A 15,962-nucleotide genomic window follows, 5' to 3' on the forward strand; every position below is an offset into this window, starting at 1 on the left:
CAGTGCCGCCGCGGCGCATCAACTGCGCGCGAACGCCAACAGGTCGGCGTTGAACTGCTCGGCGTGGGTGATGGTCAGGCCGTGCGGGGCACCGGCGTATACCTTCAGTTCGGCATTCTTGATGATCTGCGAGGAGAGCTTGGCCGAGGCATCGAACGGGACGATCTGGTCGTCATCACCGTGCACGACCAGTGCCGGCACGTCGATCTTCTTCAGGTCTTCGGTGTAATCCACTTCCGAGAATTCGTGCACGCAGTCGTACTGGCCCTTGACGCCACCGAGCATGCCCTGCAGCCAGAACGCATCACGCATGCCCTGGGTGACCGTGTTGCCATCGCGGTTGGCGCCGAAGAACGGGGTGGTCAGGTCCTTGAAGAACTGCGAACGGTCGCCGCCGGTGCCCTTGCGGATGCCGTCGAAGACCTCCAGCGGGGTGCCGGCCGGGTTGCCGGCGGTCTTGAGCATCAGCGGCGGCACGGCGCCGACCAGCACCACCTTGGCCACGCGCGTGCTGCCGTGGCGGCCGATGTAGTGGGCCACTTCGCCGCCGCCGGTGGAATGGCCGACCAGGATCGCGTCCTTCAGGTCCAGCGCCTCGATCACTGCAGCCAGATCGTCGGCGTAGGTGTCCATGTTGTTGCCGTCCCAGGTCTGGCTGGAACGGCCGTGGCTGCGGCGGTCGTGGGCGATCACGCGGTAACCGTTCTGGCCCATGAACAGCATCTGCGGGTCCCAGGCATCGGACGACAGCGGCCAGCCGTGGGCGAACACGATCGGCTGGCCGTTGCCCCAATCCTTGTAGAAGATGCGGGCGCCGTCGGCGACGGTGACGAAGTTGCTCATTGCAGGTTCCTTGGCGGAAGGGAGGGAAGGCACCGGCAGGCTGCCGGTGCCTTCGGCAGTACAGCGCAGGTGCCGGCGACGGACTTGCACCGCTGTGCTGGATTGCAGAGGATGTGACGCATATCGCTCTGGCGGGACCCGAGTCGCGCGCCGAGGATGTCCGCAGCCCGCCTGTGGAATGCCCGGATGCCCGCCACGCGATGGTCCCTGCTGTTGTGCCTGCTGTTGCCGATGGCCGCGCCGGCTCAGACCAATGTCTACAAATGCGTGGATGGACCGCATCCGGTCTACCAGCAGACACCCTGCCAGGGCCGGTCGGCGTGGCGCTGGGATGTCCCGGCGGAGCAGTCATTGTCCCGTGGGGCGGTGGTTCCCGCAGTCACGCCATCGAAGCCGTCGCGTCGCCCGCGTCGTGCCGTCCGGGCGCAGGGCGCATTGATCACGATCAGTACGGATGCGGCGGCCTGCGAGCGTGTGCGCCGCCAGCGCGGACAGGCGCTGCTCAAACGTCGGCGGTTGGATTTCGTGCAGCGCCGGCAGCTGGATGACGCGGTCTACGACGCCTGCCAGTGAAGTGGTGCACTGAAGCGCCGAAAACAACAACGGCGCCCTGGGGCGCCGTCGTGTGCAATGCCGTGAGTGCAGCTCTCAGCGGCCGTCGCTGGTGGCGGCCGGTGCCGGCGAGGGCACGCTGTCCGGCTTGGGCAGGCTCAACTCCGGGTTGCCCTGTTCGGCCTGCAGGATCTGGATGCGGCGCTGCAGGGCGTCCAGCTGGCTGTTGGTGCTCTGCACATCGGTGCTGAGGCTGACTGCCTGCTGCTGGGCCTGCTGCAGGGCGGCGCTGACCTGCGCCGACTGTGCCTGCTGCTGTTCCATTTCCTGCTGCAGGGTGCGCAGGCGTTCTTCGTTGTAGGCCACCAGGCGCTCGGTGTAGCGCTTGCCGGCTTCCAGGCGGGTGGTGTCGATGTAGACCTGGGCCAGCTGCTCGGACTGCTGCGCGAAGGTGCGGTAGACACGTTCGGCGTTGTCCACCGCATCGGTCTTGATCACCCGCCAGAAGTTCTTCTCCTGGAACAGGGCGACGTAGTAGGTCAGGGTATTGGCGTTGAACAGCAGGCTGGCGCCGTAGTTGCCGTTGTAGGTGGTGCGCAGCTCGGTCAGCTGGCGCGAATCCATCAACTGCTTGAGCTCGTCCACGGTAGTGCGCACCACCGGCGCGCTGCGCGCCGGTTCGGCTGCAGCCTCGCGGTCGCCACGCGCGGCCATCGCCGCCGGTGCCACCAGCATCATGGCCACGGCCAGCACTGCTGCGTTGCGCGCGTGCCGGGCGAAGACCGCGCCCCCTGAAGTTTCTCGCATGTCTAGACCATCCACGGATGAGTGTGGGTTGAGATGAAGGTGGGTTCCCCGCCGGGAGTCTAGCATGGGCGCGGGCGCCGCCAAGGGCGGCGGTCACGGCGCGATTTCAATAGACCAGCTGTGCCGCGCTGCACTGGATCGACTGCACGTTGACGTCGGTCCGGCCCAGTTCCAGGCCCAGCACGCTGGCCAGCAGGTTGGTCAGCAGAGTGCCGACACTGTTGAGCACCGGTCGCAGTGCGGCCAGGATCGGCTTCAGCACGGTGCACAGCAGGCCGCTGCAGCTGACGCTTCCGTCCGGGTTGGCGACGCCGCTGCCACTGGCGCCATCGAGGAAACCCGCCGGCGCGGTCTGGATGTACGACGCCAGGTTGTTGCGCACGCAGCCGTTGTAGTCGATCAGGTTGCCGAGCAGGCTGTCGCAGCGGTTGATCAGCAGGCCGCCGACCAGCGAGCCGAGCAGGCCATCGAGCAGGCCCAGGCCCTGGCCGGTGACGGTCGTCCTGTAACCGGTCCACACCGAACCGTCTTCCCAGCAGGTGGTCAGGCCCAGCAGGCAGGGCTTGGGGACGCCATTCTTCACCGTCCAGTTGCCCAGCGGGGCGAGGTTGCGTGCCGGATCGCCATCGCGCAGCAGCGGGATGACCTGGTCGACGTTGTAGCGTCCGCCAGTGGGAAAGGCCGCCTGCAGGTAACGATCGGCCAGCGCCTTGGCCGTGTCGTTGGCACTCATGCCCTGCTTGGGCGAGCTGAGCATGCCCGACAGCACCCGCAGCAGCTCGTTGACCAGGCTCGACACTGCGTCACCGATCGCGAGCGGATTGATCCGGGTCGAGCCGGCCTCACCCGCAGCCAGGGTCAGGTTCTGTGAGCCGGTGAGGGCGGGCAGGGTGATCCTGTCGTTGATCAGCGGCTGGCCCAGCAGCTTCAACAGCTGTTCGTTCTGCAGCGTGGCGTCGCAGACATTGGCCTTGGAGAATCGCTGTGCGGGGTCGACGTTGCCGACGCAGGCACGCAGCACCGATGAATCGACCTGGATGGTGGCCTTGGGGGGACTGCCGCCGCACTGGATGCCGGTCAGGGTACCCATGCCGTTGGCCACGTCGACGTGCAGCGGCAGGTGCAGGCGCGTGCCGAGCAGGTTCAGCAGCGGCCCAAGCGCGAACAGGTTGTTGCTGTCCACGTCCACCATCAGCCGCACCTGCGCATTGTAGGCGCGGGTGCCGACGCCGCCGATGGCGATCGACGGCGGCTCGACCACGCCGCCCTGGATGTTGATGCCCAGCAGGTCCAGCCCCTTGATCGTCACGCCGTTGCCATCGTTGGCGATGGAGATGGCGGTGCTGATCAGGTTGAGCACGTTGATCTTCGATTCCAGTGCGCTGCCGACGGTGCCGTCGGGTGAGACAACTTCCGCGAACAGCCCGCCGCCGCCGGCCTGGCTGCCGAGCACGATGTTGAGCTTGTTGATGTCCAGCTGGGTGGCGACCAGGTCGGACAGGGCGCGCAGCTGCACGCCCACCGTCGAGTCACGGCCGACCACGGTGGCGGTGGCATCGACCAGTTGCGCCAGCGAGATCTTGTTGACCGACAGCAGGCGGTTGAAATCGGCCACGCTGAGGTTGGCGCTCACCGGGATGTTGAGTGCCTTCAGCAGGCCGGATGGGGTGACGTTGGCCTGCGCCAGACCGTCATAGGACAGCACCGTGGCACTGCTGACATCCAGGCCGACCAGGCGCAGGGTCGACAGCAGTACGGAATCGCCATTGGTGCGCAGCAGCTGCGAGCCCACCGCGAACACCGCCGTGGGCTCCGAGCGGCGGGCGACCGCCTGCACGCTGACGGTCGGCAGGCTGGTGTTCTGGCCGAAGAAGGGCAGCACGCTGCGCTCGGCGATCACCTGCACCGCATTGCGCGGGTTGCTGGCATCAACGCTGGTGACGAAACGGTTGCTGGTACCGCGGCTGGCACTCCAGTTGCCGCAGCGGACCTGCAAGGTGCCTGCGAACCTGTTCTGGGCCAGTGCGCTTTGCCGGGCGGCGCTGTTGTCGCTGTTGTCCGCGCTGCACAACTCCAGTCGCTGCGCGCCGGCCAGTGCGGCCAGATCGGCAACCTTCTGCGCATCGCGCTTGGCCCAGAACAGATAGCCGATCTCGATCAGGCCCAGCATCGCCAGCAAGGCCAGCATGACCAGCATCATGGTGACCGACATGCCGCCGCGTGCGCGGCCGAAACTGAACTGGCGTGGGCGTTTCATGGCCTACCTCAGCGTCCGGAGGAGGAGGCATCCTTGGACCGGGCAACATCGGTCTCAAAGAAGTCCGGGATCTCGTGTTCAAAGCTCTTCAGGTAACGCGCATAACTCAGGGTGGCCTGGTCACCCAGGATCGGCAGGCGCTGGCCGGCCTGCTGTCCCGACGCCTGCAGGCGGAACAGGTTGCGGGTGGCTTCGCCGCTCTGCAGGCGCGCACGCGGTGTTGCCGGCGGGGCACCGTCGGTTGCGGGGAGTGCCGGTGGCACCGCTGCCACCGCCGCGGATGCGGCGGGTGCGGCCAGCTCCACGGTGGGAAGCGGCTCGGCCTGCATCGGTGCTGCGGCCGGTGCCGACGGCAAGGGGCCACCTAGCATCTGTCCGGTCAATGGCTGTTGCTGGGCCTGCACGGCACCGGCAGCAAGCAGGCAGGACAGCACGGGCAACAGGCGTCGGGTCAGGCGCATCGCAGTCATGGTGTGCTTCCGGTCGGGTGTTCGGTGGTGCTGAAGCGTTCCAGCATCGACGGTGGCAGGCGCTGCGGATCGCGCTCGTCACGTGCTTCGCGGCGTGGTTCGGCTGCCAGCCGGGTGCTGCCCGACGCACGGGCGCCGTGTTCGCTGCTGGCCGCGGACGCAGGCGCAGGGGCGTTGGCGGCGGCCGCCGCCTGCCGCTGCTGCAGGCGCGTGCGGATCTGCTGGGCCTGCTGCTGGATGCTGCGGCGCGTTTCGTCGTTGAGGTTGGCCTGTGCCGCCAGGCGCTCCGCGGTGGCCTGGTCGCCGCGCAGGAGCGCCCACAGTGCGAGATTGGCCGTGGCCTTGGCGTTGCCTGGCGACAGTTCCAGGGCCTTGGCCAGCGGCTCGCGCGCCTGGTCGAACTGGCCGGCGCGCAGCCGCGCATAACCCAGGTCGCCCAGGTAGTCGGTGTTCAAGGGCTGCAGTTGCGTGGCGCGCGCCAGCGCCTGTTCGCTGCCGGCGTCGTCATCGCGGCGTGCAGCGATCAGGCCCAGGCCGTGGGCGGCTGCGGCGGCCTGCGGCCCGCTGGACAGCTCGCGATACAGCGCGACCGCTGCGTCGCTCTGGCCAGTCTCGCGCAGGGCGTCGGCCTGCAGCAGGCGCAGGGCGGGGCGATCACCATAGCGTTGGCGGAAGGCCTCCACGTGGGCGAGCGAGGCATACCAGGCGCCCTGCTCCTGCATGCGCTCGATCAGCTCCAGATAGGTGTTGCGGCTGTCCTGCGGATCGGGCTCCGGCGGCGCAAGGCTGGGCGCCCGCACGTACTTCGGCGTGGTCGATGCGCAGCCACTGGCCAGGGTGGCGAGGGCGACGGCAAGCAGCAGGCAGGGGGTGCGCAGGGCAGGCATCAGGGCGATCCCATCTTGGACATGGTGGTGGCCAGCGCGACCAGCGCTGGACCGGCAAGCACCAGCATCAGTGCCGGCAACAGGGTCAGCATCATCACCACGGTCATCTTCACCGAGAGCTTGCCGACCTTTTCCTTCAACGTGTTGCGGCGCTGCTCGCGCAGGCGGATGCTGAACTGGCGCAGCGGTTCCTGCACGGCGCCGCCGTGCGCATGCACCTGCAGGATCAGCTGCATCAGGCTGGCCAGGTCGTCATCGGCGTAGACCTCGCTCAAGCGCCGCAGTGACTGCGCGCGGGTGCGGCCGTGGGTGTAGGCCACGTTGGCTTCCTGCAGTTCGCCGCCCAGTACCGGCAACGCATCGCGCAGCTTGTCGCCCAGCGTCTGCAGGCTCTGGTCCATGCTGAAGCCCACGCCCTGCAGCAGGCGCAGCAGGTCGATCAGCAAGGGCAGTTCGTTCTCGACCGCGCGGCGGCGGCGCTTGACCCACGACGACAGCACGAACTTGGGCAGCAGCAGCCCGGCCGCCAGCGCACCGATCACCACCATCACCCTGGCCAGACCGTGCGCGCTGCTGAACGCCAGCGCCAGCGCCAGCACCAGCAGCGCAAGCAACAGGCGCAGGCCGAGATAGATGGCGGTGCCGCGGCGCGTGTTCCAGCCGGCCAGGTCCAGCAGCAGCCTGTCCTCGTTGGCCAGCAGCGCGGCCTCCAGGCGGCCACCACTGAGCGAGCGCCCGAAGCGCTCGAGCCAGCCCAGCGAGTCGCGGCGCGTGGCCTCGGTGTCGCGGGCTTCCTCGCGCGGCTGCAGGGCGGTCTTCAGCGCGGCCGAGGTGCGGTGCTCGCGATGGCTGCGCACCCAGCCGGCAATGCCGAGCAGGGCGACGCCCGCTGCCAGCACCAGCAGCGAAAGGGCGAACCAGGCGCTGGCGCTCATCGGGCACCTCCCGGGTAGCTGCGGGCGGTCATAGCGATTTGGCCAGGCGGTACAGCAGCAACGCCCCGAGCAGTTCCAGGCCCAGTGCGATCAGCAGGATCCTGTGGCCGAGCGGGTCATGCAGCACCGGCTGGAAGAACGCCGGGCTGGAGATCGCCATCAGCACCGCACTGGCCGGTGGCAGCAGCCCCAATACCCAGGCCGACATGCGGGTTTCCGAGGTGGTGGCGGCCAGCTCCTGCTGGGCTTGCTCCAGGTCGCGCATGAAATCACCCATGCGCTGCAGGATCTGGTCGGCGCGCCCGCCGATGCGCACGCTCACCCCGATCACCACCGCCAGCACCTTCAGCACGTCCATCCGGTACGGCTGTGCGGCCAGGCTCAATGCACGATCCAGCTCCATGCCGCTGCGCGCATAGCGCACCGTGGTGTCCAGCAGGCCGCGCAGTGGCGCGCTGGTCTGCATCGAAGACACCTGGAACGCGGCCTGCAGGCTGTTGCCCAGCGCGGTGAGGCGGACCAGGTTGTCGAGGAAGTCCGGCATCTGGTGCAGCAGCTGCGCGCGCAGTCTCGTGATCCGGCGCATCACCCACAGCCAGCAGCCCAGCAGGTACAGCAGAAGGGTCAGCGGAAACATCCAGGCCGTGCCCAGCCGCACCGCCGCCACGACCGCAAGCACCAGTCCCGGTACCAGCAGCATCAGTGGCAGCTTCCAGCCCGGCTGCAGGCCGGCGCGCTGCAGGACGCCATCCCAGGGTAATGCGCGGCTCCCACTGCTGGCGGGGCGGGCCGAATCGTTCGCCGCCGCAACGGCAGGCCCGGCCGGCACCGCACCGGCCGTGCTGCCGCGTGCCAGCTGCTGCTCGGTGTGCTGCAGCGAGGCCTGGCGCTGTTCACGGCTGCTGGCGGTACCCCACAGCCAGACGGCCAGCGCCAGCAGCACCGAGATGATGCTCAACACGCCCAGCAGCAGGCCGGTGCCCATGTTCAGAAGTCCCCGTAGAGTGATTCGCGCAGCTGCTGGCGGAACGGCTCCAGCTTGTGCGAATGCGGATGGAAGCCCAGGCCGATCCAGCGGTCGATCTCGCGGCCGGTGCCATCGATCTGCACCTCGTGGCGGAACATCTCCTGGGTGGTGATCAGGTTGTCGCTGACCCCGGTGATCTCGGTGATCGAGACCAGCACCCGGCGCCCGCTGCCCAGTCGCGAGATCTGCACGATGAAATCAATGGCGCTGGCGATCTGCCGGCGCAGGCTGTCTTCGCTGCCCTGGAAGCCGGCAAACCCGGCCAGCATCTCGATGCGGTACAGGCAGTCGCGCGGCGTGTTGGCGTGGATGGTGGCCATCGATCCGTCGTGGCCGGTGTTCATCGCCTGCAGCATTTCCAGCACTTCAGCGCCGCGCACTTCGCCGACCACGATGCGGTCCGGGCGCATGCGCAGGCTGTTGCGCACCAGGTCGCGGATGCTGACCGCGCCCTGGCCCTCGGCGCCGCCGATGCGGCTCTCCAGGCGCACCACGTGCGGATGGTTCAGCGAAAGCTCGGCGGTGTCCTCCACGGTGATGACGCGCTCATCGGCCGGCACGTAGCTGGCCAGGGCATTGAGCAGCGAGGTCTTGCCCGAGCTGGTGCCGCCGGAGACCAGGATGTTGCAGCGCCCCAGCACCATCGCCTTCAGCAGTGCCTGCATCGGTGCGTCGAAGGTGCCCTTGGCGAGCAGTTCGTCGGGGGTGAACGGGTCCTTGCGGAACTTGCGGATGGACACCATCGGTCCGTCCACCGCCAGCGGCGAGATGATCGCGTTGAGGCGGCCACCGTTGGGCAGGCGCGCGTCGACCATCGGATTGGAATCATCCAGCCGGCGGCCGAGCGGGGCGAGGATGCGGCGCAGGATGCGCAGCAGGTGGGTATCATCGGTGAAGCGCTGGGTGGCGCGCTTGAGCTGTCCGCCCTGCGAAACGTGCACGTCCTTGAAGCCGTTGATCAGGATGTCTTCGATGGAGGGGTCGTGGAGCAGGTCGTCCAGCGGGCCGAAACCGGTCAGTTCCTTGACCAGTCCCTCGGCGACGACCTGCATCTCTTCTTCGTTGATCGGGATGCGCCATTCCTGGATGAAGCCCACGGTCTGCACCTGCACCCAGCGGGCGATGGTGTCCGGGGCCCAGGAATCGATGTCGATGCGCTCGTCCTCGATGCTGTTGAGCAGATGCTCATGCGCGGCCGACAGCACCTTCTGGTACTGCTCGGTCTGCGCGAACGGCAGGTGGCCCGGGGCAGATTCGGGCAGTACCGGGCGGGCAACGGCGTGCGGGAACGGGGTTACCTTGTCTTCCATTGCGATCCACCCAGGGCAAGGGAGAGTCTTTCCCGCAGGCCATGCGGCTGGACCGGGCAGGCGGCCGGATCCAGGCGCGACACGAGCGGGGCGAGGGCACGCAGATAGGGGTCGCGCGGGGCATCCTGCAGCAGCAGGTGTCCTTGGCTGGCGGCCAGGCGCACGCGCGGTCGTTCGGGCAGCGTCGCCAGCAGCGGTACTTCGAAGCGGCGTGCGATCTGTTCCGGGCTCATGCCGCTGCTGTCATCGTGGCGGTTGATCACCAGTTGCAGGCGCTTCTCGCGCTCACGCTGGCCCGCCAGGTGCTTCAGGGCCTGGTCAAGAGAAACCAGCGTGGCGATCGAGGCATCGGTGACCAGCCAGATCTCGTCGGCCTGGTCCAGCAACAGGGGCGGAAGCTGCCGCAACGGGCAGCCGCCGGCATCGCACAGCACGCTGGCGAACACGCCGCGCAGGCGCTGCAGCAGCGCGCCAGGATCCGAGGGCGGAACGGCATCGCTGCCACTGGCACGATCCAGCAGCACCAGCCCGGAGTCATGGCGCGCCATGGCCGTGCGGGCGAGGGTGGCATCGATGCGGCTGGCATTGCGCAGCGCGTCTTCGTAGTGGAAGCGGCTGTCGAGATTGAGGTACAGCGCGAGGTCGCCGGAGGGCTGCGCCAGCTCCATCAGCAGGCCGTCCTGCTGCACGGCTTCGCCCTGGGCCAAGGCGCGCGTCTGCTGCGCCAGCACCGAAAGATGTGCGGCCAGGGTGCTGGTGCCGACGCCGGCGCGCACACCCAGCAGCACGATCAGGCGTGCCTTGTGTGCGTGCTGGGCAACCGCTGCCGGGCGCGGAGACAGGGCGCGCCGCAAGGCCGCCTCGATGCCTGCGTCGTCACTGTCCAGGTCCAGTACATCGCGCAGGCCGGCGCGCAGCGCGATCACCACGCCTTCGACCTGGCCGGCGCTGGTGGCGCCCACGGCCACCAGCGGCAGGTCCGGTTGGGTCTGCTGCAGCTGCTGCGCCAGCACGCTCGAGGCGGCCGCATGCTCGGGCCGGAAGTCGAGCAGCACCAGGCTCTGCGGGCCGCGTTGCAGGTCCTGGGCGGAGGTGGGGGCGTTGCTGTCCTGCCAATGCAGGGCGGTGCTCGGCGGCAGCTTGGCGGCCAGCCGGGGCAGCAGTTCGCGGTCGATGCCGTACAGGACCAGGTTCATTGGCGGTCCTTGCGGATGCAGCGGCTGGGCGGTGGCGTAGGGCATGGGCGTGGTATCGCAGGCATCATGGAGTCAGCGCGAGAATCCGGGCACCGGGTCCTGGCTGACCGGACCCAGCAACCAGGAACCCCACTCGGGGAGATGCGGCCTGGCTTCGCGCTCGCCGGGCAGCGGCAGTTCGGTGTTGCGCGCCAGTGGCTGCACCAGGCGCGGGGTGACGATGATCACCAGCTCCTTGTCCTGGCGCTTGTAATCGAAGTTGCGGAAGAACGAGCCGATGATCGGCAGGTCGCCCAGCAGCGGAATCTTGCTGACGTTGGAGACGATGTTGGAGCTGACCAGGCCCCCGATGACGAAACTCTCGCCATCACCCAGCTCGACGGTGGTGTCGGCGCGGCGGGTGGTGATCGAGGGAATCTGCACGTTGTTGAGCACAATGGCATTGCTGTAGTCCAGGTCGCTCGCTTCGGGCGCTACCTTCAGCGCGATGCGGTTCGCTGCCAGCACGGTCGGGGTCACCGTCAGGCCGATGCCGAACGGCTTGTAGGTGATGGTGGTGGTGCCAAGCCCCTGCGGTTCCAGGATCGGCAGTTCGCCACCGGCCAGGAAACTGGCGCTCTGCCCGGACAGCGCCACCAGCGTCGGCTCGGCCAGTACGCGGGCCATGCCATTGGCCTGCAGCAGTTCGACATCGGCGTTCCACAGCCCCTTGGTCGAGCCGAAAACAAGGCGGAATGCCGAGGAAATCGGCGAGACGGCCTCGTTGCTGCTGTTGCCTTCCTTCATGCCGGGCAGCAGGCCGGTGTTGCCCGGCAACCCGGTGCCGGGCCGCGCGAAGCCGTAGGCGAAGCCGCCGTTGCGGTTCTGGAAGTTGATGCCGATCTGCTTCATCGCGGTCTTGTTGAACTCGACCACCTTGACCTCGACCTGGACCACACCGCCGCTGCTGATGGTGGACGTATCGGCAAGCGCACCTTCCTTGCCCAGTGCCATCGCCGCCGTGCGTTGTTCCTGCATGTGCGAGAGCACGCTGTCAGTGCTTCCCTGCAAAAGGCCCTGCTGGTCCTGCTGGGTGAACACCAGATCGTTGCCGCCGGTGCTGGCCGCGCCCTGTACGGCGCTCTGCACCCGTACTGTCACCCGTTGCGGCTCGGCCTGCTTGCGGTGCCACAGCAGCAGGGTGGTGGTGCCGGGCATCCTGCCCACCAGCAGCGCCTGGCGCTGGCCGCGCAGCATCACGATGTCGGCAACGCCGGGGTCGGCAATGGCCACCCGTTCCAGGTCGGCCGGCAGGTTCCAGGGACGCTGCTCACGGGCCTGCAGCACCAGGTCATCGGCGGCCACGCTCGTTGCCGGTGCCAGCAGCACCAGCAGCAGGGCCAGCCACCGCTGGCGGGGAGAAAGGCGTGGACGGCGGCGACGTTCGGTCATGGATGCGCTCGATGCTGGTCAAAGGGAGCCACGGGGGGCGGAACTGTCGCCACGGATGATCTCGATACCCGAAGCGCGCGGGGCGCTGCGACGGGGCGCCGGCGCACGCGCGGGTGCATCCGCGTTGCTGGGTGGCGGGGCGCTGCCGCGGCCGGCCAGCGCGTCGCCGTCGATACCGGCGAAGGCGTGGTTCTCCGGGCGCTGCAGTGCCAGCTGCTGCTCTGCGTCGAGCCCACGCAGCGGATCGATCACGCCGCGCGACTGAGGGAACAGTGCGAGGTCGGGCAGGCCGGTATCGGCGGGATTGCGCAGCGCCAGGAACAGCTTGCCCTGCTGCGCACCCAGCAGCAGTCGATTGGCGTCGGCCACCGGTACCGCCAGCACCGCGCTGCGCGCGGGTTGCGGGGCTTCATTGCTGCTGTGGCTGCCGCCACTGCCGGTGATGTCGGCCGCGCGCGGGTCGTTGCGGGTGTCGGCCTCGCTATTGGAGGTGGCTTCCGAGGCGACCGGCGCGATGTCCTGCTGCCCATAGCTCAGCACGCGCAGGCGCGACAGCAGCAGGCGCGTCTGCGCGGCTTCGGCGGGGCTGTTGATGCTGGGCTGGGCATTGCGCAGGTTGAGGAAGACGTCGACGAAGTCGCCGGGAAGGATGCGGTTGCCGGCACCGACCAGTTCGTCCACGGGCACGGCCAGTGCGCGCTCGCCCGGCCGCAGCTGCAGCGAGAAGCCCTGTGCCAATGCGCTGCTGCTGACCGGGCTGCCTTCGGCGATGTCCTGCACCGGCACCTTGCCGACCACGGCGGCGATGCTGGTGGCGGCACCGGCGACGGGGGAGGTGCGCTGGGCCAGGCGCAGGTCGTTGGCGCTGATCGGCTCGCCCGCGGGCAGGCGCGCCACGGCTTCCACCACCGTGATGGCCTGCACTTCGTTGTGCGCGATCGGCGCGGCCGTGACCGGTGCGGCCGGTTTGCGCCCGATCATGAAGGCGATCAGCGCCAGCAGCACGGCCAGGCCGATCAGGGCGACGGCAGCGATGCGGGTCAACTTGAGCATGGAACCGTCTCCAAAATACCGGTCATCAGTTGCCGCTGCCGAGATCGAGCTGGGCGACCGCGACGCTGCGGATGGGAGCCTGCATCACCCACTTGTAGAGCGTGGCGGTGCCGGGCAGGAAGGGATGGCTGGCGTAGTCGTAGCTGACTGTCACGGTCATGCACTGGGCCGTGGCCAGGCCGGCGCAGGGCGCCTGCGCGGACACCACGATGGCATTGCTGCCCCCCGCGCTGCAGTCCACGTTCTGCTTGGAGAACTGCAGCAGCCATTGCATCGAGGTGCGTGCGGCGACGCAGGCGGCGGTGCGCCGTTCGCCGGCGGTGCCGTAGCGCAGCGAGGCGCGCGCACCTTCGGCCGAGGCGGTGGCCAGGGTCTGCTGTGCTGCCATGATCATCACCCCGGAGAAGGTGAACAGCAGCAGCGGCAACAGGCCGAGCATCAGCATCAGGGCGAACTCGATGCTGGCGACGCCGCGTTGCCGGCGCGGGCTGCGGATGTTCATGGTGCACCTCCGTAGATGCTTGCCAGCACCCAGCCGATGGCGGCGAGTGCGAGGTAGGCGGCATAGGGAATGCCACGTCGTCCCTGGCGTGCGGTCTGCATGTCGCGCAAGGCCGGATGCGCGTGCCATTGCGTGCTGGTGCGATTCACCTGCATCTGCAGGTGGCCGGGCAGCAACACGCCCAGGCGCCGGCCCGCCAGCACCAGCACGGCGTGCAACCCGGCGGCGAAGCTGGCGACCAGCCAGACCGGAAGCAGCGCCTGCCAGCCCAGCATCAGCCCCAGCACGGCAAAGAACTTCACGTCGCCGGCGCCCATCCAGCGCAGGGCATAGAACGGCAGCAGCGCCAACAGGCCGAGCGCCGCGCCGGCAACGTGGGGCAGCCACGGCTGGCGCGGCGCACTGAACTGGCCGAAGACGATCACCACGGTGGCGATCACGCAAGCGGCGATCAGCCAGGCGTTGGGCACCCGACGGGCATACAGATCACTGATCGCGATCCGCAGGCATACGCCGATGGCCAACAATCCCAGCAGTGTCATCGCACACTCCGTCGTCCGTCACTGGACGGTCTTCGCCTGGTTCCATGCGCCCCACCGTCGCGGCTCTGCCGGCCGCGCGCGGTCGCCGCTCAGGTCGTCGAGCCCGACGCCTTGGTGGCCAGTGCGGAGAGGTTCTTGAACAGCGTTTCGAAGAACCCCTTGATCTGGTCGTTGCCGACCGCGATCAGGACACCAGCGATGACGGCAGCCAGCAGCCCGTACTCGAGCGCGGTGACACCGTCTTCTTCCTTCAGGAATTTGCGGATCGATGCGTTCATGACCAATGTCTCCCTCTACCTGTCTGCGGATGCAGTACACCTGCGTTGGGCGGTGGCCCGGCTCCGCCGGGATCGTCCGTGGGCCTCCGCGCGTCCTGGCGGAGGAGGCACGGCGGGATGGGCCCGCTGTGCTCAAGCAGGGTGATCGTCTCCAGGCAGGCCGCCAGCCGCACGGTCGCGACCGCTCGGCCCGGGGCCGGTGGTCGAGGCATCCAATGATGCGTGCGTGGTCATGCTGTCCCCCTGGGTGCGGCCGGATCAGTTGGCCGGATCACCGTGCTATCGACTTTGCCTGAATGGAAGTTGGCTGCAACAGGAACCTATATGCAAATTCGGCAGAAACCCCGCGATGCTGAAACTTTCAGGCCGTTTCTGTGACGAGAATCCGTTCGAAGGCAAAACGATTCATGGTCGTGCAGATTATGTGATTTCCATTTTCCGGTGCATGCGAAGACCGTGCCAATGGCGCCGACATTTTCTTCATCTGTGTATCTTTTTTCTTCATTGCAGCCCGCGGGTTTACCTTCGCCGATTATCGGGCATACTCGCATTCAAGCTGTTGCATTTCCATGGTTGGCCGCATCGGAGCCGATGCGGCCTGCACGACAACGGAAGTGGTTTCTGGATCGCTGCGCGCCCTGTCAGGCAGTGGGGGCCGCATCGCATGGCGGATCAACGGGGGACAACACTGTCATGGTCGATGGTGGGGTAGGAGACAGCGGCGACAGCGGCCTGCGGTCGATAGACCTGGCCACGCTGAGCGGCGTGCTTCGTGTCTGTGATGTCGAACTGCTGCTGCTCGATGGCAATGGGCCACGTGCGGCATTCGCTTCGCGCGTGCACGAGGAAGCCCTGTTCTGCAGCATCAGCTGCGGTTTCCACTGCCGCGGCCGTTTCATGCTGCCGCCGGACTGGGCGATGCTCGGGTACCTGCACGCCACCGATGAGACGCTGAGCTGGTGCCATGGCGTACCGCTCACGCCAGGGATGGCGTTGACGATCATGCCGGAAGGCATCAGTGAGTTCACCCTGAGCCCAGGCACGCACATGACCCTGATGCTGCTGCCGGTGGCACGGGTGCAGCGCAAGCTGACCGAACTGAGCCTGCGCAGCACGCCTCCCGCTGGCCAGGCACTGTCACTGTTCAATCTGGCCAGCGAAGGCACGCCGTTGGCACGCCACTACCAGCAGCTGCACCTGCAGCTGGGGCAGGGTGCAGGCCTGCAGCCGGAAGAAACTGAAACCCTGCTGCACGAGCATGTGCAGGCCCTTCTGGGTGCCGGTGCGGCGGATCGCCCGGGTTGCAGCCGTGCACGGCGTACGCATTATCTGATCGCACAGCGGGCAGAGAACTTCATGCGGCTCAACCTGCGCCGCAATATCTACATGAATGAAATCTGCGATGCGGCTGGGGTCAGCGAGCGCGGCCTGCGTTATGCGTTCGAGGACCTGTTTGGAACCTCGCCCAACCGGTATCTCTCCATGCTGCGCCTGTGCGCGGCCTGCCGCAGCCTGTCGATGGCCGATTCCAGCCGTCGCTCGGTGAAAGCCATCGCCCTCAGCTGCGGCCTGTGGGATCTTTCGCGCTTCGCCGACAATTACCGCAAGGTATTCGGCGAACTGCCGCGCGATACCCTGATGCGCGCGCCCGCGCAGATCGGCCAACCGGCCTGAGCCAAGCCCCGCAAGGGTTTTCGCGGCATTCGTGCCGGAATTGCACATCCGCTTGCCGATCATGTTGCCGCTTCTGCATAAACGGCTGCCGATTCCGGCCGTGGATTTGCCGGAATGCGCGATTGCCGTGCCGGATTGAAGTGCGCCGCCACCGTTGCAACCGCTGAAATGTCAGTCACCTGCCTAACGGCAAGTCCA

General features: G+C 67.7%; 16 protein-coding genes. 2 read left to right on the top strand and 14 right to left on the bottom strand.

Going from position 1 to position 15,962, the window contains the following annotated elements:
* Window positions 1–18: 18 nt before the first annotated feature.
* Window positions 19–843 (bottom strand): alpha/beta fold hydrolase, encoded by an 825-nt coding sequence (locus AC5P5W_RS14505; RefSeq protein WP_014647467.1) that lies wholly within the window; start codon window positions 841–843, stop codon window positions 19–21.
* Between the two features lie 186 nt (window positions 844–1,029).
* Between AC5P5W_RS14505 and AC5P5W_RS14510 the strand changes: the two genes are divergently transcribed.
* Window positions 1,030–1,416, top strand: a complete 387-nt coding sequence (locus AC5P5W_RS14510) for a hypothetical protein (protein WP_049440902.1) — start codon at window positions 1,030–1,032, stop codon at window positions 1,414–1,416.
* Between the two features lie 75 nt (window positions 1,417–1,491).
* On the opposite strand, the gene AC5P5W_RS14515 is transcribed toward AC5P5W_RS14510, so the two are convergent.
* From AC5P5W_RS14515 to AC5P5W_RS14575, 13 genes are all read right to left on the bottom strand, one after another.
* Window positions 1,492–2,202 (bottom strand): DUF2968 domain-containing protein, encoded by a 711-nt coding sequence (locus AC5P5W_RS14515; protein WP_197574545.1) that lies wholly within the window; start codon window positions 2,200–2,202, stop codon window positions 1,492–1,494.
* A gap of 106 nt (window positions 2,203–2,308) precedes the next feature.
* Entirely contained in the window at window positions 2,309–4,459 is a 2,151-nt protein-coding gene (locus AC5P5W_RS14520; RefSeq protein WP_049440899.1) for a TadG family pilus assembly protein, read from the bottom strand.
* A gap of 8 nt (window positions 4,460–4,467) precedes the next feature.
* Entirely contained in the window at window positions 4,468–4,929 is a 462-nt protein-coding gene (locus AC5P5W_RS14525; RefSeq protein ID WP_049440896.1) for a DUF3613 domain-containing protein, read from the bottom strand.
* Window positions 4,926–5,816, bottom strand: a complete 891-nt coding sequence (locus tag AC5P5W_RS14530; RefSeq protein ID WP_197574544.1) for a Flp pilus assembly protein TadD — start codon at window positions 5,814–5,816, stop codon at window positions 4,926–4,928. The genes AC5P5W_RS14525 and AC5P5W_RS14530 overlap by 4 nt, the downstream gene beginning before the upstream one ends.
* On the bottom strand, window positions 5,816–6,751 hold the full coding sequence (locus AC5P5W_RS14535) for a type II secretion system F family protein (RefSeq protein ID WP_014647461.1): 936 nt from the start codon (window positions 6,749–6,751) through the stop codon (window positions 5,816–5,818). The genes AC5P5W_RS14530 and AC5P5W_RS14535 overlap by 1 nt, the downstream gene beginning before the upstream one ends.
* Window positions 6,752–6,779: 28 nt before the next feature.
* Complete coding sequence (locus AC5P5W_RS14540; protein ID WP_046431116.1) at window positions 6,780–7,736, bottom strand: type II secretion system F family protein; 957 nt, start codon at window positions 7,734–7,736, stop codon at window positions 6,780–6,782.
* 2 nt (window positions 7,737–7,738) lie between these two features.
* The gene (locus AC5P5W_RS14545) at window positions 7,739–9,088 is read right to left on the bottom strand and encodes an ATPase, T2SS/T4P/T4SS family (protein ID WP_197574543.1); all 1,350 of its coding nucleotides are present in this window, start codon (window positions 9,086–9,088) and stop codon (window positions 7,739–7,741) included.
* Window positions 9,073–10,329: a CpaE/TadZ family protein gene (locus AC5P5W_RS14550; RefSeq protein WP_041863560.1), complete on the bottom strand. Its 1,257-nt coding sequence runs from the start codon at window positions 10,327–10,329 to the stop codon at window positions 9,073–9,075. The genes AC5P5W_RS14545 and AC5P5W_RS14550 overlap by 16 nt, the downstream gene beginning before the upstream one ends.
* Before the next feature lie 27 nt (window positions 10,330–10,356).
* On the bottom strand, window positions 10,357–11,715 hold the full coding sequence (locus tag AC5P5W_RS14555) for a type II and III secretion system protein family protein (protein ID WP_032962552.1): 1,359 nt from the start codon (window positions 11,713–11,715) through the stop codon (window positions 10,357–10,359).
* 18 nt (window positions 11,716–11,733) lie between these two features.
* Window positions 11,734–12,768 (bottom strand): Flp pilus assembly protein CpaB, encoded by a 1,035-nt coding sequence (cpaB, locus tag AC5P5W_RS14560; RefSeq protein WP_495221232.1) that lies wholly within the window; start codon window positions 12,766–12,768, stop codon window positions 11,734–11,736.
* 25 nt (window positions 12,769–12,793) lie between these two features.
* On the bottom strand, window positions 12,794–13,270 hold the full coding sequence (locus AC5P5W_RS14565) for a TadE/TadG family type IV pilus assembly protein (protein ID WP_032962550.1): 477 nt from the start codon (window positions 13,268–13,270) through the stop codon (window positions 12,794–12,796).
* Window positions 13,267–13,812 carry a prepilin peptidase gene (locus tag AC5P5W_RS14570; protein ID WP_197574542.1) on the bottom strand — a complete coding sequence of 182 codons (546 nt, stop codon included), beginning with the start codon at window positions 13,810–13,812 and terminating at the stop codon, window positions 13,267–13,269. The genes AC5P5W_RS14565 and AC5P5W_RS14570 overlap by 4 nt, the downstream gene beginning before the upstream one ends.
* An 89-nt stretch (window positions 13,813–13,901) precedes the next feature.
* Window positions 13,902–14,090: a Flp family type IVb pilin gene (locus AC5P5W_RS14575; protein WP_005416979.1), complete on the bottom strand. Its 189-nt coding sequence runs from the start codon at window positions 14,088–14,090 to the stop codon at window positions 13,902–13,904.
* 693 nt (window positions 14,091–14,783) lie between these two features.
* On the opposite strand from AC5P5W_RS14575, the gene AC5P5W_RS14580 reads away from it, so the two are divergent.
* The gene (locus tag AC5P5W_RS14580) at window positions 14,784–15,764 is read left to right on the top strand and encodes an AraC family transcriptional regulator (RefSeq protein WP_032962548.1); all 981 of its coding nucleotides are present in this window, start codon (window positions 14,784–14,786) and stop codon (window positions 15,762–15,764) included.
* Window positions 15,765–15,962: the final 198 nt, after the last annotated feature.

This window comes from Stenotrophomonas sp. YJH_SMC_123 (genome assembly GCF_059368215.1).

Excerpts from the sequence above, each read along its gene's own strand:
- AC5P5W_RS14505 (WP_014647467.1), bottom strand. The coding sequence starts at position 843 with ATGAGCAACTTCGTCACCGTCGCCGACGGCGCCCGCATCTTCTACAAG.
- AC5P5W_RS14510 (WP_049440902.1), top strand. The coding sequence starts at position 1,030 with ATGCCCGCCACGCGATGGTCCCTGCTGTTGTGCCTGCTGTTGCCGATG.
- AC5P5W_RS14515 (WP_197574545.1), bottom strand. The coding sequence starts at position 2,202 with ATGCGAGAAACTTCAGGGGGCGCGGTCTTCGCCCGGCACGCGCGCAAC.
- AC5P5W_RS14520 (WP_049440899.1), bottom strand. The coding sequence starts at position 4,459 with ATGAAACGCCCACGCCAGTTCAGTTTCGGCCGCGCACGCGGCGGCATG.
- AC5P5W_RS14525 (WP_049440896.1), bottom strand. The coding sequence starts at position 4,929 with ATGACTGCGATGCGCCTGACCCGACGCCTGTTGCCCGTGCTGTCCTGC.
- AC5P5W_RS14530 (WP_197574544.1), bottom strand. The coding sequence starts at position 5,816 with ATGCCTGCCCTGCGCACCCCCTGCCTGCTGCTTGCCGTCGCCCTCGCC.
- AC5P5W_RS14535 (WP_014647461.1), bottom strand. The coding sequence starts at position 6,751 with ATGAGCGCCAGCGCCTGGTTCGCCCTTTCGCTGCTGGTGCTGGCAGCG.
- AC5P5W_RS14540 (WP_046431116.1), bottom strand. The coding sequence starts at position 7,736 with ATGGGCACCGGCCTGCTGCTGGGCGTGTTGAGCATCATCTCGGTGCTG.
- AC5P5W_RS14545 (WP_197574543.1), bottom strand. The coding sequence starts at position 9,088 with ATGGAAGACAAGGTAACCCCGTTCCCGCACGCCGTTGCCCGCCCGGTA.
- AC5P5W_RS14550 (WP_041863560.1), bottom strand. The coding sequence starts at position 10,329 with ATGCCCTACGCCACCGCCCAGCCGCTGCATCCGCAAGGACCGCCAATG.
- AC5P5W_RS14555 (WP_032962552.1), bottom strand. The coding sequence starts at position 11,715 with ATGACCGAACGTCGCCGCCGTCCACGCCTTTCTCCCCGCCAGCGGTGG.
- cpaB (WP_495221232.1), bottom strand. The coding sequence starts at position 12,768 with ATGCTCAAGTTGACCCGCATCGCTGCCGTCGCCCTGATCGGCCTGGCC.
- AC5P5W_RS14565 (WP_032962550.1), bottom strand. The coding sequence starts at position 13,270 with ATGAACATCCGCAGCCCGCGCCGGCAACGCGGCGTCGCCAGCATCGAG.
- AC5P5W_RS14570 (WP_197574542.1), bottom strand. The coding sequence starts at position 13,812 with ATGACACTGCTGGGATTGTTGGCCATCGGCGTATGCCTGCGGATCGCG.
- AC5P5W_RS14575 (WP_005416979.1), bottom strand. The coding sequence starts at position 14,090 with ATGAACGCATCGATCCGCAAATTCCTGAAGGAAGAAGACGGTGTCACC.
- AC5P5W_RS14580 (WP_032962548.1), top strand. The coding sequence starts at position 14,784 with ATGGTCGATGGTGGGGTAGGAGACAGCGGCGACAGCGGCCTGCGGTCG.